This is a genomic window from Stenotrophomonas sp. CS3K5, from assembly GCF_059515225.1.
In genome coordinates, this window is record NZ_JCAKRX010000007.1 from 237,505 (window position 1) to 254,129 (window position 16,625).

General features: G+C 69.0%; 13 protein-coding genes. 2 read left to right on the plus strand and 11 right to left on the minus strand.

Going from position 1 to position 16,625, the window contains the following annotated elements; translation table 11 throughout:
* Positions 1-22 precede the first annotated feature (22 nt).
* The 9 genes from AC5YGJ_RS12795 to AC5YGJ_RS12835 form a co-directional block, all read right to left on the minus strand.
* Entirely contained in the window at positions 23-634 is a 612-nt protein-coding gene (locus AC5YGJ_RS12795) for a YbhB/YbcL family Raf kinase inhibitor-like protein (RefSeq protein WP_496186750.1), read from the minus strand.
* Positions 635-644: 10 nt separating this feature from the next.
* Positions 645-2,714 (minus strand): tetratricopeptide repeat protein, encoded by a 2,070-nt coding sequence (locus AC5YGJ_RS12800; RefSeq protein WP_496186738.1) that lies wholly within the window; start codon positions 2,712-2,714, stop codon positions 645-647.
* Between the two features lie 56 nt (positions 2,715-2,770).
* The gene (locus AC5YGJ_RS12805; RefSeq protein ID WP_249844925.1) at positions 2,771-3,760 is read right to left on the minus strand and encodes a YheT family hydrolase; all 990 of its coding nucleotides are present in this window, start codon (positions 3,758-3,760) and stop codon (positions 2,771-2,773) included.
* A gap of 52 nt (positions 3,761-3,812) precedes the next feature.
* Positions 3,813-4,604 carry a lysophospholipid acyltransferase family protein gene (locus AC5YGJ_RS12810; RefSeq protein WP_057498130.1) on the minus strand — a complete coding sequence of 264 codons (792 nt, stop codon included), beginning with the start codon at positions 4,602-4,604 and terminating at the stop codon, positions 3,813-3,815.
* A gap of 119 nt (positions 4,605-4,723) precedes the next feature.
* Positions 4,724-5,158 (minus strand): hotdog fold thioesterase, encoded by a 435-nt coding sequence (locus AC5YGJ_RS12815; protein WP_249842306.1) that lies wholly within the window; start codon positions 5,156-5,158, stop codon positions 4,724-4,726.
* Between the two features lie 10 nt (positions 5,159-5,168).
* On the minus strand, positions 5,169-7,214 hold the full coding sequence (locus AC5YGJ_RS12820) for a phospholipase D family protein (RefSeq protein ID WP_496186739.1): 2,046 nt from the start codon (positions 7,212-7,214) through the stop codon (positions 5,169-5,171).
* A complete protein-coding gene (locus AC5YGJ_RS12825) occupies positions 7,211-7,828 on the minus strand; it encodes a YceI family protein (protein WP_496186740.1) in 618 nt (205 codons plus the stop codon). Before AC5YGJ_RS12825 ends, AC5YGJ_RS12820 begins: the two co-directional genes overlap by 4 nt.
* Before the next feature lie 4 nt (positions 7,829-7,832).
* Entirely contained in the window at positions 7,833-8,309 is a 477-nt protein-coding gene (locus tag AC5YGJ_RS12830) for a SixA phosphatase family protein (protein WP_475289757.1), read from the minus strand.
* 49 nt (positions 8,310-8,358) lie between these two features.
* On the minus strand, positions 8,359-8,988 hold the full coding sequence (locus AC5YGJ_RS12835; RefSeq protein WP_005420986.1) for a nucleotide-binding protein: 630 nt from the start codon (positions 8,986-8,988) through the stop codon (positions 8,359-8,361).
* Between the two features lie 123 nt (positions 8,989-9,111).
* On the opposite strand from AC5YGJ_RS12835, the gene AC5YGJ_RS12840 reads away from it, so the two are divergent.
* Positions 9,112-10,596 carry an AAA family ATPase gene (locus AC5YGJ_RS12840; RefSeq protein WP_496186741.1) on the plus strand — a complete coding sequence of 495 codons (1,485 nt, stop codon included), beginning with the start codon at positions 9,112-9,114 and terminating at the stop codon, positions 10,594-10,596.
* Between the two features lie 671 nt (positions 10,597-11,267).
* On the opposite strand, the gene AC5YGJ_RS12845 is transcribed toward AC5YGJ_RS12840, so the two are convergent.
* Positions 11,268-11,903, minus strand: a complete 636-nt coding sequence (locus AC5YGJ_RS12845; protein WP_249842312.1) for a tetratricopeptide repeat protein — start codon at positions 11,901-11,903, stop codon at positions 11,268-11,270.
* Between the two features lie 169 nt (positions 11,904-12,072).
* Here AC5YGJ_RS12845 and AC5YGJ_RS12850 point away from each other — a divergent pair, with 169 nt between their 5' ends.
* A complete protein-coding gene (locus AC5YGJ_RS12850) occupies positions 12,073-15,759 on the plus strand; it encodes an indolepyruvate ferredoxin oxidoreductase family protein (RefSeq protein WP_249842313.1) in 3,687 nt (1,228 codons plus the stop codon).
* A 72-nt stretch (positions 15,760-15,831) separates the two neighbouring features.
* On the opposite strand, the gene AC5YGJ_RS12855 is transcribed toward AC5YGJ_RS12850, so the two are convergent.
* Positions 15,832-16,446: a DUF938 domain-containing protein gene (locus tag AC5YGJ_RS12855; protein WP_249842314.1), complete on the minus strand. Its 615-nt coding sequence runs from the start codon at positions 16,444-16,446 to the stop codon at positions 15,832-15,834.
* Positions 16,447-16,625 lie beyond the last annotated feature (179 nt).

The window sequence follows — 16,625 nt, forward strand, 5'->3', positions numbered from 1 at the left end:
CGGCACTACCGGGTAGGCAGCGTCAGCCCAGCGCCGGGTTCAACGTGTAGGTGCCGTGCAGCGCCGCTTCGGCCAGCACGTGGCCGTGCATGGCACGGTAGGCGTCGGCGGCGGTGAAGCGCGCCGGCAATTCCAGCGACGCCACGTCCAGCGCGAACACCCGGAAGAAATAGCGGTGCAGGCGCTCGTCGTTGAACGGCGGGTACGGGCCGTCGTAGCCCAGGTAATCACCGGCCATGTCCGGGTTGCCGGCGAACCAGCCGGTGAAATCGTTCAGGCCCTGACGGCTGCCGGCGGGGCCGGCCGGGGCGGTCTTGCCCTTCACCACGAACCCGTCGCTGCAGCTGCCGGCGGCAATCTCCTGCACCGAGGCCGGGATGTCGGCCATCACCCAGTGCACGAAGTCGCAGCGCGGCTGGTCGCGCGGCACGCTGATGTCACTGCGGCCGACCGTCTCCGGCACGGTCGGCACGTCCGGGTCCACGCACACCAGCAGGAACGAACGGGTGCCGTCCGGCGCGCCGCTCCAGGCCAGGTGCGGATTGCGGTCCGGGGCGAAGCCTGCGGCATCGCCGGCGGCGAACGCGCGGTCGATCGGTGCGCCGTTGGTCAGGCTCTGGCTGCTCAGTTGCATCGTCATCGGTTCACTCCTCCGGATAACCCAAGCGCACCGCGATCGGGGTGAGCTTGGCAAAGGCGGCGCTCATCACGTCGCGGTAATTGCGCCAGTGGCCCGGCGGGAAGCGCGGTGCGCCCAGCTGTGCGGCCGGCGGCATCGGGCGTTCGAACAGGCGGCCCAGCAGGTCAGCCATGGCATGCGGATCGTTGCCGATCTGGTCGATGCGCAGCAGCACCTGCGGGTACAGGTCTTCCTCGTGCAGGGTGGCGACCTGGGCCAGCGCACGCGCCAGCCATTCACTGGCTTCGGCCAGCGAGGTCATCGCCAGCGGTGCGGCGGCACCGTAGGCCACCCAGTCCAGCAGCATGTCGCGCGGGTCACGCAGCACCACCAGCAGGCGGCCCTGCGGCAACTGTGGGCGCAGCGCCCACAGCAGGGCGTTGTCCCACCACAGCAGCCAGTCGATGACCGCATCGCCCTGCACGCCGCGCGCGGGCAGCTGCTCGCGCCAGCGCTGCACCAGCCGCTCCGGAGTCAGCACGCCCGAAGCGAGGTCCTGCAGCGTGTGGTAGTTCTGGAAGGCATCGTCCGGCGGCGTGTTGGTGTACCGGTCGCTGCGCAGCACCGGGCTGGCGGCGGCCAAGCCGGTCGCCACACGCTCCACGCCCGAGCCCGGCGCGCCCCACAGGAAGATCGGCGCGGAGCTGGCTTCAGCGTCGATCTCGCCCTTGTCCGGCCAGCTCGGCGGCGCCTTGGCCTGCGGCGGCAGCGGCAGGCGCTGCGGTGCCTGCTCGGTCTGCAGTGCCAGCCACGTCTGCAAGGCCTGCTCGGGCTGCCCGGCGCGATCCTGGATCTCGCCCAGCCAGGTACGCAGGTCGGCGCGATGCGCTTCGGGCGCGCTGTCGATCAACGCCTGCACGCGCGCCACGGCCGCGGCCGGATCGCGTTGCAGCAGGCCTTCCACCAGGCGGGTTTCACCGCTGACGCGGCCCGGCTCAAGGCTGACGATGCGCTCGGCGATCGCTTCGGCCTGTTCGTGCTCACCCACCATGTCATGCAGGCGCAGGCGTGCTTCCAGTGCCGGCAGATGACCCGGCATCGCGTCCATCCAGCGCTCGACGGTCGCCGCGGCCGTCGGGCTGCCCACGTCTTCCACCGCCAGCCGGGCCAGCCACAGGTCGTGCAGCTGCGGCTGCTGTTCCAGCGCGGCGTCCAGGCGCGCGCGCGCCTCGTCATCGCGGCCCAGGCGCTGCCAGGACATCAGCAGCAGCTGCAGCACCTGGCGGTCGCCAGGCAGCAGTTCCAGCAGCGGCAGCAGGTGCTCCAGCGCCTGCAACGGCTGGCCGCTGGCCAGCGCCAGTTCGCCGGCCAGGCGCCGCATCGACGGCGTGTCCTGGCCGGGCTGCTGCAGGGCGACCTGCATGGCTTCGGCCGCCGCGTCCAGATTGCCCTGGCGCAATGCCAGCTGCACCACCAGGCCATGCAGCGAACCGATGGCCGGGTTCAACTCCAGCACACGCCGGAAGGCCTGCTCGGCAAAGGCCAGCATGTCCTTGCCCAGGTAGGCGAAGCCCAGTGCGTACAGCACGCGGATGTCGTTGGGCAGCGCCTTGTTGGCGGCGGCAAGCAACGCCAGCGCACGGTCGGCATCATCGCGGCGCAGCGCGATCATGCCATCGATGATCAGCAGTTCCGGATGCTCCGGTTCAACCCGCGCAGCCAGCGCGGAAAGGCGCTGGGCCTCGTCGAAATCGTTGCGGCCGATCGCCAGGTGGGCCTGCATCAGGTAGGCGGTGAAGGCGTTCGGGTCGAGCCCGGTGGTGCGCGACAACGCCTCGCCGGCCCCTTCGATCTGGTGCAGCGCCAGCAGCAGGCCGGCATGCTGCAGGTGCAGCTGCGCATTGTCGGGGGCCAGCTGCAGGGCCTGCTGCAGGGCGTCCATCGCCTCGGCGGCATTGCCCTGCTGCTGCAGCGCAAGCGCCAGCCAGCGGTGGGCCTCGGCCTGGCCGGGTTCATCACGGGTCCACGCCTGGGCCAGCTGCACGGCCTGGCCGGTCTCGTTCTGGCGCAACGCTTGGATGATCTGGTCTTGCATGGCGGTCCGGTTCAAGGGCAAACCCGCATTGTAGCGGCCTGCGTGCCCGTGCCGGTTCAGCCGGGCAGCACCCGTTGCAGGCGTTGTGCCACCCAGCGTTCGGAGAAGCCGTCGCCACGCCAGTTTTCCAGGAAGCCGCAGTGCCCCCCCCAGCAGGCGGTCTCCAGGTGCGCATGGTGCGGCAGCTGCCAGCCGTTGAAGGTCGAGTACGGAATCACCGGGTCGTCCTGGGCCATCAGGATGTCGGCCGGCACCTGCAGGCCGGACAGGCGGTCTCCGGCGATCGAGTAGCCGTCGAAATAGGCCTGCAGCGAACCGAAGGTGGTGTGCCGTTCGACCAGCCAGGCGGTCAGCGCGCGGATGTCCAGCTTCAGGACGCGGTCGTCGCAGTCGCTGAGCTCGGGGAACAGGTCGCGCTTGCGGCGCAGCGAGCCGGCCCACTTGCGGCGGAAGTACCAGTCGTACATCGCCGGGCCGTTCTCGATGCTCTGCATGGTCAGCGCCGGATCCAGCACCGGGCATACCGAGGCCACGCGCAGCAGCGGCACACCGGCGGCCGGCGCACGCAGGGCCAGGCGCAGCACGAAGTTGCCGCCCAGCGAGTAGCCGGCCGCCACCAGCGGCAGCTGCGGCCAGCGCTGGGCGATATCGCCGGCGGCATGCACCACTTCGTCGATCAGGTTGGAGTGGAAGATGCCGCGGTTGAGATGGTGGGTATTGCCGTGATCGCGGAAGTTCAGCCGCACCACGTCGAAGCCCTGCTCGACCATGCGCGCAGCCGCCATGCGCATGTAGCTGGATTCGGCACTGCCTTCCCAGCCGTGCAGCAGCAGCGCCATGCCCTTGGGTTCGCGGCCTTCGATGTGGCTGTGCCAGCCCTGCAGGCGCACCCCTTCCCCACCGTCGAGAATCAGTTCCTCGCTGACCGCACCGGTGGCGGCCAGCAGCAGCAGCCCGCGCTGCAGGCGCATGCGGCTGGAGCTGAGCATCGACTGCAGATGCGGATTGCGCAGCCAGCGCGGCGGCTGGTAATCGGCCGCATGCAGCGTCGGCGTGCCGGCGTCCAGGACAGGTGGCGGAATCAGGGCCACCGCGTCCTCACCCGGTGCTCATGGCCGCCACGATGCGCGCGCGCGAGGTTTCCGCGATACGCCGACGGCCTTCCAGGTCCTGGGCGCCGATCGGCGCCAGGAAGTGCACTTCCGCACGTCGCGCCGGCTCACCGAGCAGGCGCAGGAAATTGGCGAAGAAACTCTCGCTCGGGCCGAAGGCGACAATCGTCTGCGCATCACCCTGCACGCCATACACCAGCGCCACCGGCTGCACCGGCACGCCGGTTTCCACTGCGGCCTGGAAGATGCGCGCATGGAACGGGCCGACTTCATGGCCACCGCGGGTGCGGCCTTCCGGGAACACGCCCACGGCCTTGCCTTCGCGCAGGCGATCGGCCATCACCTGCATCACGCCACCCAGCGATTCGGTGTTGCCACGCTGATGGAAGATGGTCTGCCCGCGTGCGGCCAGCCAGCCCACCAGCGGCCAGCTGGCGATCTCGCGCTTGGCGACGAAGCCCATCATGCGCTGGCTGTGCAGGATGCAGATATCAACCCAGCTGACATGGTTGGCGACGAACAGCACGGCGCCCGGCAGCGGCTGGCCGACGCGCGACAGGCGGAAGCCGAACACCCACATCAGGCCGCCCTGCCACCAGTTCACCACCTTGGCACCGAGCCGGTCCTGGCCCACGCGCAGGTTCGCCCACGGCGCAAGCATGCCGATCAGGGTCAGCGGCAGGAACACGATGATGTGGACCAACAGCAGCGGTACGCGGTACAGGTAACGGCACACACGCGCCACGCCGCCGCGGGGGGCCGGAGTGGGGGAAGTCATCCGCGCACGATACCGGAGGGCCGTCATCGCTGCCAGCCGATTTAGGCCATAAACGTGATCGACCGGGGCAATCGGCGGGGAACGCTGGGTTCTGCCGCCGTCACCGGCCCGGCCGGGGCTCAGCCGTGGCCAGCGGCCACCACTGCCAGGGTCAGCCGCGAGATGCACACCAGGCGGCCCTGGTCGTCCTCGATGCGGATCTCCCACAGCTGGGTGCTGCGGCCCACATGCAGGGCGCGAGCGGTGCCGGTGACCGTGCCCGAGCGCACCGCACGCACATGGTTGGCGTTGATCTCCAGGCCCACGCAGATCTGCCTGGCAGTATCCACGCACAGGTTGCCGGCGCTGCTGCCCAGGGTCTCGGCCAGCACCACCGAGGCGCCGCCGTGCAGGATGCCGTACGGCTGGCGGGTGCGTTCGTCCACCGGCATGGTGGCCTGCAGCCAGTCCTCGCCGGCGGCGCTGAAGACGATGCCCAGCGACTGGATCGCGGTGTTGTGGCTGAGCGCGTTGAGCTGCTCGATGGAAACGGCTTCGCGGAACACCTGGGTCATGCGGGTACCTTCAGAGAATGGGAACGAGGCCGGCCCCGAATGCGGTCAGCATGCGTACCAGCAGCCACTTCGGGCCGACGTTGACCTCGGGGAAGTCACCGACGGCGACGTAGCAGCGGTGGAAATCCGGGCTCTGCCGCGGCAGCGGCTGCGGGCAGTCCGGGCCCGGCTTGAACTCGTAGTCGGTGGCATAGCGCCACGGCCAGAAGTCGAGAATCGGCAGGGCCTCGGAGGCCTTGCCGACGCTGTAGTTCAAGCCCGACAGCACCGGCGGCTTGGCCCGCGGCGCCACCGTCCACGCGTTCTGCGGATGGGTGTCGCGCAGGATGCTCTGCGCCAGCTGCTCGGCAAACACCGGGTCGTCGATGATCACCGCGCCTTCGGTGTTGTAGTTCTCGCTGCGCGGATCGAAGTTGTGCGTGCCGACCACGCCGATGCGGCGATCGACCACCAGTGACTTGGCATGCAGACCCATGCGCGCACCCTTGCGGGTGACCGGCAACGGCTTGTTGACCGCCTTGCTGCCCAGGAACGAGGGCCGCGTCTCGGTGCGCAGCAGGCGCGTTTCAACCTCGCTGCCGGCGGCGCGGCGGCGCTCGCGGGCATTCTGGTAGGCACTGCCGGTGCGCGGGTTCACCGGGCCCTTGGCGCTGGCCTCGGGCGCGGAGCTACCGCCGCCGCCGGCATTGCTGCCGGCCGCACTGCCGCCGATCAGCGGATTGCGGCCGTCCTCGTGGTCGGCCTCGGGCGCGGCGATCGGATCGGGCAGCAGGTTGCGGTAGTCGACCGGCGCATCCAGCGGGAACGGCTTGTACTCGAAGATGTTGAAGCCCAGTTCGCGCAGGTTGCGCCGCTTGTACTTGTAGGACAGCGCGTACACGATCGGGTTGTCGGTGGCCGCCAGGCTGTTGCTGGACACCACCACGCGCGGTGGCTCGGGGCGCTTGCGCAGCTCGCGGAACAGCGCCTGGGCCGGCTTGGACAGCACCAGGTAGGGCGTCTGCAGGATGACTTCGTGCTGCGCACCGGCAATCAGCGCATCCAGCTGCGGCTCGGTCACATGCTGCCCGGCCAGCGGCGCATCGGCCTGCTCGCGGCGGTGCTTGCGCGGCAGGTCGGCGACGTAGCGCACCGAAGCGACCGGCAGCGCGGTATCGACGAAGGAACGGGTGACGAAGTCCATGTCATTGGCTTCGGCACTGACCCGCTGCACCCGTTCCGGGCGGCGGAAGGTGGCCGGCGGCAGCGTTGGCACGCCCTCGCGCAGCAGGGTGCGGCCGACATCGTTCAGGCGTTCGGCCGGCACGCTGCGCTGGGCACGCCAGAACGCATCGAAGTTGGCGGCCATGGCACGCGCCTCCGGCCCGGCGATCATCACGTCGCGGTCGCGGAAGTTGTACTCGCGGTCCCAGTCGTAATAGTCGTCCTGGTAATTGCGGCCACCGACCACGCCGATCGCATCATCGATCACCAGCAGCTTGTTGTGCATGCGCTGGTTGAAGCGGCGGAAGCAGCACAGCACGCTGCCGGCATAGTCGAAGTAGTTCAGCCGGGCCTTGCCGAAGGTCGGGTTGTAGACCCGCAGCTGGAAGTTCTGGTGGGCGCCGGACAACGCGCCGAGGATCTGCAGGTCGGAGATCGCCGAGAGCTGGTCGATCAGCACGCGCACCTTCACCCCCCGGCGCGAAGCGGCCAGCAGTTCGTCGATGACCAGCCGGGCGCTATCGTCCTTGTCGAAGATGTAGGTCTGCAGGTCGATGCTGCGGGTGGCGCTGCGCAGCAGGTTCAGTCGCGCCACCAGCGCACCCTCGCCTTCGTCCAGCAGGGTGGCGTAGTGGCGTGGATGTTCGGGGGTGGATTCGGTGAACGCGCGGCCGGCCAGCGCCCGCAGTGGTGAGTCCTGCGCGCAGCGGTCAGCCCGCGTGCACTCGACCACGCTCGAGCGCGCCTGCACGGCGATCGCTTCGGCACGGTCACGCTCGGCATGCGACAGCGACGCGCAGCCGCTGCCCAGCAACACGGTTGCCAGCGCCAGTACACGCAGCAGCAGGTTCACGGCTTCGGCGCCTCGCTCAGGCGCGCTCGCAATACGAAGGTCACTCGGTCACTCAAGGCAAGCTGCCAGCTGTCCATTCCATACCGGCCTCGCTGCACGGTACCGCGGCTGACGACGTCGCAATCATAGCCCGGCCGGGCGCAGTCCGCCTTCTCCACCCTCAGCGCCTCGGGGTGGCTGATGCCGCGCAGGGTCAGCCGGCCATTGATGTCGCCGCCCTGTTCCACGGTCTCGGGCCAGTACGGCAACGAGTCGAACTCGACCACCGGGTGGCGCCCGGCATCGAAGAACTCCTCGCCGCGCATCCAGCCGGTGTAGCGTGCCTTGCCCGGGATCTCCACCGAACGGGTGAACATCTTCAGATGCACCTGGTGACGGCCATCGGACAGGATCTCGATGCGCCCCTCGAAGTGCGGGAACACCCCTTCGATGCGCTGGCCGAAGCGGGTGCGCACCTCGAACCCGATCCGCGAACGCTCGGTATCCAGGCGCAGCACGCGCTGCGCCTCGGCCACCACCGGCGGCAACGGGGTTGGCGGGGGCGCCGCCGCCCAGGCCGGCCCCCAGGCCAGCAGCGCGGGCAGCAGGAAGTGGCCGCGCCGCGCCAGGCTCATCGGATCACGGCCACCAGAACGCGTTCAGGCTGGCCACGCCCGGTTCGATCGAGGCCTCACGCGGGAAGCCGAGCACGGCGATGCCGGCCGGCGGCATGCCGCGGTAGTCACTGCTGCTGCCTTCGGTCATCAGCGCCACCAGGCGCTCCAGGCCCGGGTTGTGGCCGACGATCAGCACGCGGTCGAGATCGCGGCGGTCGTCCACCAGCGCGGCCAGCGTGCCGGGCGTGGCCTCGTAGATACGGTCTTCCAGTCGCTTTTCCACGTAGCCGATGGTGGCCAGCACGGCTTCCAGGGTCTCGCGGGTGCGCCGCGCCGGCGAACACAGCACGCAGTCCGGCAGCAGGTTGTTTTCCTTCAGCCACTTGCCGGCGGCTTCGGCCTCGGCCAGCCCCACCGGCGACAACGGCCGGTCGAGGTCGGCCTGGCCGGGCGTGGCCGGTTCGGCATGGGCATGGCGCAGCAGGATCAGTTCACGCATCGCGGGTTTCCATGGGAAGGAGGGTGCAGCAACAGGAGTGACGCACGCGTCACAGCTTCAACCAGGACAGCAGGGGTTCCCAGTCAGCCTGGTGTTCACGCACCTGTGCCGAACGGTAATCGAACAGGCTGCGGCCCAGGCCGGTCATGACCACATAGCTCTGGCTGTCGCGCAGCTGCGCCACCACCGGGTAGGGCCATTCGGCCAGCATCTGCAACGCCTGCTGCGAGGTCTGGGTCCAGGGCTTGGTGCGGTTGAGGACCAGCCCGACCGGCAGCTTGCGGCTGTGCACGCGCGGGTTCTGCGCCAGGCTGTTGAGGAAGCCGACGATGGCCTCGATGTCCAGCGCCGAGGGCAGCACCGGCACCACCACCGCGTCGGCTGCGTCGAGGAAATGGGGGATATCGTCGGCCAGCGCGCCGGCCGGTGCATCGATGATGACGGTATCGGTGCCGTCGGGCAGCTTCTGTGCCCACTGCTTCTTCCGATACACATCGATCGGCAGCACCGCGCTTTCCAGCCCGGCACGGCGTTGTGCCCAGCGGGTGCTGGAGCCCTGCGGGTCGGCATCGGCGATCACCGTGGCCTTGCCCTGCAATGCCGCGTACGCGGCCAGGTGGGTGGCGACGGTGGTCTTGCCCACCCCGCCCTTGGAACCGGCCACCAGGATCGTCTTCATGCCAGCCTCGCTTCCGGGTACGTGCCCCGAGCGTACACCGGCGGTGGTGACGGAAGGTAGCGCCGTGCTGAACCCGTGGCCGCCGCCTTTGCTATCGTGGCGCCCCCGAAGGATCGAACCGGCATGAGCGAACTGCAGGACCTGAGCGCACTGATCCGCGCCAATACCCCCCTGATCGTGATTGAAACCCAGGACGAGGGTCGTATCGTCGAACTGTTCCGGCAGACGTTGATGCATGTGTGGCGGGCCCTGCACCGCTGGTCGATCACCGAGGGCCTGCGCCGCATCGACCTGGACAGCGAAGACCCGCCGGTCGGGCCACCCGATGCCAGCGCGGCGCTGCAGATGATCCGCCAGGCCGAGCAGCGCGGGGTGTACCTGCTGCTCGATTTCCACCCCTACCTGGGTTACGCCAGCCACCAGCGCGCCCTGCGCGACCTGATCCAGCGCCGCCACAGCGAGCCGCACGTGCTGGTGCTGATCGGCGCCAAGGTCGAGCTGCCGGCCGAGCTGGAAGCGCTGGCGGTGCGCTTCAACCCGCGCCTGCCCGATGCCAACGCGCTGCTGAAGATGCTGCGCGAAGAGGCCGACGCCTACGCCCGTGAACACGGCGGCCGGCGCGTGGAGGTCGACAGCGAGGCGGTGAAGAAGATCCTGAAGAACCTGCAGGGCCTGAGCCTGGTCGATGCGCGCCGCATCGCGCGCCAGCTGATCTATGCCGACGGTGCGCTGCGCGACGACGACCTGCCGCAGCTGGCACGGCTGAAGTTCGAGCTGCTCAACCGCAGCGGCCACCTGTTCTTCGAGCATGACAGCGCGCGTTTTGGCGATGTGGCCGGCGCCAACCGGCTCAAGCGCTGGATCAACCAGCGCCGGGTGGCCTTCATCGCCGGCTCGGCGCCGGCCGGGCTGGACCCGCCGCGCGGCATGCTGCTGCTAGGCGTGCAGGGCTGCGGCAAGTCGATGCTGGCCAAGGCCACGGCCGCCGGCTTCGGCGTGCCGCTGCTGCGCCTGGACGTGGGCGCGCTGTACAACAAGTACCACGGCGAGACCGAGGCCAACCTGCGCCAGGCGCTGGCCTCGGCCGAGCAGCTGGCGCCCTGCGTGCTGTGGATGGACGAGATCGAGAAGGGCCTGGCAACGGGCGGCGAGGACGGCGGTGTCTCGCGCCGCGTGCTGGGCTACCTGCTGACCTGGATGGCCGAGCGCAAGGCACCGGTGTTCATCGTGGCCACTGCCAACCAGGTGCAGGAGCTGCCGGCCGAACTGCTGCGCAAGGGCCGCTTCGACGAGATCTTCTTCGTCGACCTGCCCTCGCCGGAGGTACGAGTGGAGCTGTTGCGCCTGCACCTGGGGCGTCGCCAGCTCAACGCCGACGACTTCGCGCTGCCGGCACTGGCCGCTGCCGCCAACGGCTTTTCCGGTGCCGAGATCGAGCAGGCGATCGTGGCCGGCCTGTATGCGGCGCACGCCGAGGGCCGGCCGCTGGATACCGAGCTGCTGATGAACGAGATCCGCGCGACGCGGCCGCTGTCGGTGCTGATGGCCGAGCAGGTGGCGGCATTGCGGGAGTGGGCCTCGGGGCGGACGGTTTCCGCCGACGACTGAGGTTCCCGCGAACGGCGCAGCCCCTCGTGGTGGGTCGCTGCAAGCAACAGCCGCAGTTGGCCGGGCGGGTAGGCCGCGCAGGGGACGCTGCAAGTACGTCCCTGTAAGCTCGGTCGCCGCATCCATGCGGCTCACGCCCCTGCGCAGCCTACCCGCCCGGCCTCTGACAGTTTCCGTTGGCGATCAGCCACGGAAAAGAAAAGAGAGGAGCAAAAGCAGGAGCAAAAGCCGCTTGGCTGGCGGCTCTTTGTAGAGCCGAGCCCGTGCTCGGCTGCATTTGGATCAGATATCGAATAATCGGTTCCGATGCGGATTCATCCACGCATGGCGTGGATCTACCGTGTCGACCAAGGTCGACACCTACCAACAGCTGCCGGAACCTGTCGAAGGCGGGGCGGTGTGGGTTGGCAGGACCGTTGGCGCCGTGGATGGCGCCAACGAGCCCCCAGGGGTGAGGGCGCTTTGCTTGCGAAGCACTGCTTCGCAAGCGCCCGAACGCCCAGCCGCTAGCGGCTGGGCCGGACCGCGGAGCGGGGTTTACGGCGTGTCCTGCCAACCCACACCGGCCCGCCGCCTTCAGTAAACCCGCTGTTGCTTCGGCTGTTGCTATTGCTTCGGCTCCGGCCGTTGCCTCTGCCGGTGCCGGGTGCAACCCGGCGCAACCGCCCCGCTCAGGGCCAGGCCGGCGGCGCTGCGGCCCAGGCCTGCTGCACTTCGGCCAGCGAGGCGCGCTCGTCGTCACGCCACAGCGGCAGCAACTGCGCATAGCGACTGCTGTCGCTCCACTGCGCCGGCTCGGTACGCACCGCCGCGGCATACCACCGCACCGCCTCCTGCTTCTGGCCGGCCCGCCACAACGCCAGGGCGTAGGTGGGTGGCAACCAGGCCGGTTTGCTCAACGAGCCCCCGGCGGCGGCCTGCCATTGTTCCAGCGCGGCCTCGGCCTGGCCCTGGCGCAGCAGGTCCCAGCCGTAATTCCAGCGCACGCCACGGCCCAGGCTGCCCTGTACCGGCGCGTCCTTCAGCGCCTCGCGGTACAGCTGTTCGCCCAGTTCGGTACGGCCCTGGGCGATCGCCACCGACGCCAGCTGTACGGTCGCCTCCACCACACGGCGGCCACGCTCGCGCTGCTTCAGCAGCTGCGCCACCAGCGTATCGCCCTCGGACTGGACCACGACCATCGGCACCGCGGCCGCATCGCTGTCGAAATAGAACTCCTGTGGTGCCGGCAGCGCCGGCGCGGCCCAGGCAGTGGCCGTTCCCGAGACCAGCAGCACGCTGGCCAGGATCTTTGCTGAAACTGACATCCCTTCTCCCCAGGCTGCAACCGCAGCCTCCCTCTCTCTCCCCGATCCTAACCGCAGCACGGCCGCCGGCGCGAGTGCCGGGGGCTGCGGGGCCTCGCTGCTACAATTCGCGCCTTTCCCGTCGCGTGCCCGCACGCGGCCGGTGCCAGCCGATCCTACCGGGCCAGCCATGACCAGTACCGCGCAACTCACTTCGCCCTCTTCCGCCGACCTGATCGACCGCGAGTACTCGCTCGACCACAAGTACACCCGCAATGAGGGGCGGATCTACCTGAGCGGCGTGCAGGCGCTGGTGCGGCTGCCACTGATGCAGCGCCTGCGCGATGCCGCCGAAGGCATCGACAGCGCCGGCTTCGTCAGCGGCTACCGTGGCAGCCCGCTGGGCGGCTTCGACCTGGAGCTGTGGCGCGCGCGCAAGCACCTGGACGCGGCCAGAGTGAAGTTCACCCCCGGCCTGAACGAGGACCTGGGCGCCACCATGGTGTGGGGCACGCAGCAGACCAACCTGTTCCCCGGCGCCAACGTGCAGGGCGTGTTCGGCATGTGGTACGGCAAGGGCCCGGGCGTGGACCGCTGCGGCGATGTGTTCAAGCACGCCAATGCCGCGGGCACCTCCCGCTACGGTGGCGTGCTGGCGCTGGCCGCCGATGACCATGCCTGCCGCAGCTCGACCCTGCCGCACGGCAGCGAAGACGAATTCGTCAGCGCGATGATGCCGGTGCTGAATCCGGCCGGCGTGCAGGACATCCTCGACATGGGCCTGCTCGGCTGGGCGATGAGCCGCTATACCGGGCGCTGGGTCGGCTTCAAGACCATCGCCGAAACGGTGGAATCGTCGGCCTCGGTGCAGGTCGATCCGCTGGCGCGCCGCATCGTGCTGCCGGAGGACTTCGAGATGCCCGTCGGCGGCCTCAACATCCGCTGGCCGGACCCGCCGATGGACCAGGAGATGCGCCTGCACCGCTATGCGGTGAAGGCTGCGCAGGCCTTTGCCCGCGCCAACGGCATCGACAAGGTGGTGATGGACGCACCGCGCGCGCGGCTGGGCATCGTCACCACCGGCAAGAGCTACCTGGACGTGCTGCAGGCGCTGGAATACCTGGGCCTGGACGAAGCGGCCTGCGCCGACATCGGCATCCGCGTGTACAAGGTCGGCATGACCTGGCCGCTGGAGCCGCAGGGCATCGCGCGTTTCGCGCAGGGCCTGGAAGACATCATCGTGGTGGAGGAAAAGCGTGCCTTCATCGAGCGCCAGATGAAGGAACAGTTCTTCAACTGGCCGGCCAGCTGGGGCCAGCGCCCGTCCATCGTCGGCAAGTACGACGAGAGCGGCGAGTGGATCCTGCCGTCCACCGGTGAACTGACCCCGGCCACCATCGCCGGCGTGATCGGCCGCCGCATCCAGAAGTTCTTCAACAACGAATCGATCGAGCAGCGCCTGCAGTGGATGCAGGAAAAGGAAGCCGAGCTTGCCCTGCCGCGCGCCAGCTTCCCGCGTGTACCGCACTACTGCTCGGGCTGCCCGCACAACACCTCCACCACCGTGCCGGAAGGCTCGCGTGCGCTGGCCGGCATCGGTTGCCATTACATGGTGACCTGGATGGATCGCAGCACCGACACCTTCACCCACATGGGCGGCGAAGGCGTGACCTGGGCCGGGCAGGCGCCGTTCACCGATACCCCGCACGTGTTCCAGAACCTGGGCGACGGCACCTATTTCCACAGTGGTTCGCTGGCGATCCGCCAGGCGGTCGCGGCCGGCGTCAACATCACCTACAAGATTCTCTACAACGATGCGGTGGCGATGACCGGCGGCCAGCCGGTGGACGGCCCGCTGAGCGTGCCCGACATCGCGCGGCAGATGCGCGCCGAAGGCATCCACACCATCGTGGTGCTGTCGGACAACATCGGCAAGTGGACCGGCCAGCGCGAGCACTTCCCCAGCGACGTGGAGTTCCACGACCGCAGCGAGCTGGACGCGGTGCAGAAGCGCCTGCGCGAAGTGAAGGGCGTCTCGATCCTGATCTACGAACAGACCTGTGCCACCGAGAAGCGCCGCCGCCGCAAGCGCGGCAAGCTGGAAGACCCGCAGAAGCGGGTGCTGATCAACTCGCTGGTGTGCGAAGGCTGCGGCGACTGCGGCAAGAAGAGTTTCTGCGTGTCGGTGCTGCCGAAGGAAACCGAGTTCGGGCGCAAGCGCGAGATCGACCAGTCCAACTGCAACAAGGACTATTCGTGTGTGAATGGCTTCTGCCCGAGCTTTGTCACCGTGCACGGCGGCCAGCCGCGCAAGGGCAGCAAGCGCGATGCCTCCACGCTGCTGGACAACCTGCCGGCACCCAGTGTGCGCAGCACGCTGGAACAGCCCTGGAACATCCTGATCACCGGCGTCGGCGGCACTGGCGTGGTGACCATCGGCGCGCTGCTGGGCATGGCTGGGCACCTGGAAGGCAAGGGCGCTTCGGTGCTGGACCAGACCGGCCTGGCGCAGAAGGGCGGTGCGGTGACCACGCACATCCGCATCGCGCAGCGCCCCGATGACATCCATGCCGTACGCATTGCCGCCGGTGAGGCCGACCTGGTGCTGGGCTGCGACATGGTGGTGGTGAATGACTACTGGGCACTGTCGAAGGTGCGCGCCGGCCGTTCGCAGGTGGTGCTGAACACCTATGAGGCGATGCCGGGTACCTTCACCACGCGCCCGGACATGCAGTTCCCGGCGGCCGACATCATTGCCGGCGTGCGCGTCGCGCTGGGCGGCCAGCAGCCGTTGCTGCTCGATGCTACCCAATTGGCCACCGCGCTGCTGGGCGACGCCATCGCCGCCAACCTGTTCATTCTGGGCTATGCCTGGCAGCAGGGCCTGGTGCCGCTGTCGTTCGACTCGCTGATGCGTGCCATCGAACTGAACGGCGCCGCCGTGGCGATGAACCAGCAGGCCTTCGCCTGGGGCCGCCTGGCCGCCGTCGATCCGCAGGCCGTGCAGCAGGCCGCCGGCCTGGTGCGCAACCGCCACACCGATACCGAATCCACCCCGGGCCCGCTGCACCCGCTGCCGCCGGGCGAGTGGGAAGGCAACGAGTGGGGCGCCACTGCGGCGCCGCGCAACACCGGCGACGAACGCGAACTGCGTGGCCTGCCCTCGCATGGCGGCGACGTGGCGTTCCTGCCACTGGACGACGCCCGTCTGTCGCGCTCGCTGGATGAAATGATCGAGCGCCGTGCAGCGTTCCTGGTGGAGTACCAGGACGCTGCCTACGCCAACCGTTACCGCAGCCTGGTCGAGCGCGTGCGCGCCGCCGAAGCCGAACGCATCGGCGGTTCCACTGCGCTGACCGAGACCGTGGCTCGCTACCTGTTCAAGCTGATGGCGTACAAGGACGAGTACGAAGTGGCCCGCCTGTACACCAGCGGCGACTTCCAGCGCCGCCTGCAGCAGCAGTTCGAGGGTGACTACCAGCTGCGCTTCCACCTGGCGCCGCCGCTGTTTGCGAAGAAGGACGAGCAGGGCCGGCTGCTGAAGAAGGAGTATGGCCCGTGGATGTTCAAGGCGTTTGGTCTGCTGGCGAAGCTGAAGTTCCTGCGTGGCGGGCGCCTCGATGTGTTCGGCCGTACCGAGGAGCGCCGCATGGAGCGCCAGCTGATTGCCGACTACGAGGCGACGGTGCAGGTGCTGCTGGACGGCCTGGAGGATGATCGTCTGTCGCTGGCGGTGGAGATCGCCAGCGTGCCCGAGCACATCCGTGGCTTCGGTCACGTCAAGGAAGCGCATTTCGCCCAGGCCAAGGCGCGGGAAGCGGCGCTGCTGGCACAGTGGCGCAACCCGAAGGCGCTGCATATCGTGCAGGTCGCTTGAAGGTGGTGCCGGCCGCTGGCCGGCCTGTTCCTGGCCATCGATTGCCGGCCAGCGGCCGGCACTACCGGCGGTTCAGCCCAGCCGCCACAGCAGCAGCCGGTTGTTGGCCGGCATCGCCACATCGCGCAGGCGGGTGAAGCCGTTGTCCGCGGCCAGCGCCTGCACAGCCTCGCTATCGCGGATGCCGCTGCGCGGGTCGCGCGCCTTCAGCCAGCCATCGAACTGCGCGTTGCTGTCGCTGGTGTAGTGGCCGCCGTAGTTGAACGGGCCGTACACCGCCAGCAGTGTGCCGTGGCGCAGCACCGGCGGCAGCGCGGCGAACAGCGCCTGTACGTGGTCCCAGCTCATGATGTGCAGCGTGTTGGCGCTGAACGCGGCGTCGAAGGTGCTGCCCTCGGGCAGCGACAGGCCGGGTGCCGGCGGCAGTTCCACCTGCAGCGCCAGCGGCGGCAGCAGGTTCAGCAATGCCGCTTCGGCACGCCACGCCTCGATGCCGGGCAGGTGGTCCGGGTGATCGCTGGGCTGCCAGCGCAGCCAGGGCCAGCGCTCGGCGAAGAAGGCCGCATGCTGGCCGGTGCCGCTGCCGATTTCCAGCAGCCGATGACGGTCGCCCATCCACGGGTCGAGTGCGGCGGCGATCGGCTCGCGGTTGCGCTCGCAGGCTTCTGAATACGGCTTGCTCGACATCAGGACGGGGTCCAGGCGGGGTCGGCCCCATTGTGCACGAGGGGGGATTGTTGGGCAGGGCTTGCAGCCCTGCACCCGCAGAAGCCGGAGCAACATAGAAAAGCTGGCATTCCGTGGGTTGGCGGGGGGGTCCGGTTGCGGGGGACGCTGCAAGTACGTCCATGTAAGCTCGGTCGCCG

Coding starts and splice junctions, on each gene's coding strand:
- AC5YGJ_RS12795 (WP_496186750.1), bottom strand. CDS start 634: ATGCAACTGAGCAGCCAGAGCCTGACCAACGGCGCACCGATCGACCGC.
- AC5YGJ_RS12800 (WP_496186738.1), bottom strand. CDS start 2,714: ATGCAAGACCAGATCATCCAAGCGTTGCGCCAGAACGAGACCGGCCAG.
- AC5YGJ_RS12810 (WP_057498130.1), bottom strand. CDS start 4,604: ATGACTTCCCCCACTCCGGCCCCCCGCGGCGGCGTGGCGCGTGTGTGC.
- AC5YGJ_RS12815 (WP_249842306.1), bottom strand. CDS start 5,158: ATGACCCAGGTGTTCCGCGAAGCCGTTTCCATCGAGCAGCTCAACGCG.
- AC5YGJ_RS12825 (WP_496186740.1), bottom strand. CDS start 7,828: ATGAGCCTGGCGCGGCGCGGCCACTTCCTGCTGCCCGCGCTGCTGGCC.
- AC5YGJ_RS12830 (WP_475289757.1), bottom strand. CDS start 8,309: ATGCGTGAACTGATCCTGCTGCGCCATGCCCATGCCGAACCGGCCACG.
- AC5YGJ_RS12835 (WP_005420986.1), bottom strand. CDS start 8,988: ATGAAGACGATCCTGGTGGCCGGTTCCAAGGGCGGGGTGGGCAAGACC.
- AC5YGJ_RS12840 (WP_496186741.1), top strand. CDS start 9,112: ATGAGCGAACTGCAGGACCTGAGCGCACTGATCCGCGCCAATACCCCC.
- AC5YGJ_RS12845 (WP_249842312.1), bottom strand. CDS start 11,903: ATGTCAGTTTCAGCAAAGATCCTGGCCAGCGTGCTGCTGGTCTCGGGA.
- AC5YGJ_RS12850 (WP_249842313.1), top strand. CDS start 12,073: ATGACCAGTACCGCGCAACTCACTTCGCCCTCTTCCGCCGACCTGATC.
- AC5YGJ_RS12855 (WP_249842314.1), bottom strand. CDS start 16,446: ATGTCGAGCAAGCCGTATTCAGAAGCCTGCGAGCGCAACCGCGAGCCG.